Below are 390 nucleotides of genomic sequence, written 5' to 3' on the forward strand. Positions count from 1 at the left end.
GTTCTCGATGCGTCTCGGGATGCACGTTGTTGACGTACGAACGGAAAGCGACCGCGCCGTCGGCACTGACGTCCACGTCCGTCGGCAGCCACTGGAACTTCTCCGAGAACTCGTACTTCGAGTACCGGTCCGTCGGATTACGCCAAGCCCCCTCGGGTGCACCGCTCACCTCTCTCACCAGACAAAACAGCGAGGGGTGGACAAGGTCCAGTACGAGGCCGTCGGATCCGGGATGCCAGTCCTGTTCTGCTTCGGGGACCTGTTCCAGAGTTCGCACCGCTTCACGCAGCCGCAATCTGAGTTTGTCGTCAACAAGAGTGTCCGCCTGCCACACTCCATCGACGGCGGATACCTCGATGCCGGTTCGTGCGTCTCGCAGCGCCGCGTAAT

General features: G+C 61.5%; 1 protein-coding gene. It reads right to left on the reverse strand.

Annotation, left to right across the window (positions count from 1 at the left end; all coding sequences use genetic code 11):
- Window positions 1-390, reverse strand: a 390-nt coding sequence (locus TN53_RS42790; RefSeq protein WP_046264324.1) for a DUF4246 family protein, incomplete at both ends; no start/stop codon positions are given.

It is taken from the genome of Streptomyces sp. WM6386 (assembly GCF_000972385.1).
Lineage (GTDB): Bacteria > Actinomycetota > Actinomycetes > Streptomycetales > Streptomycetaceae > Streptomyces.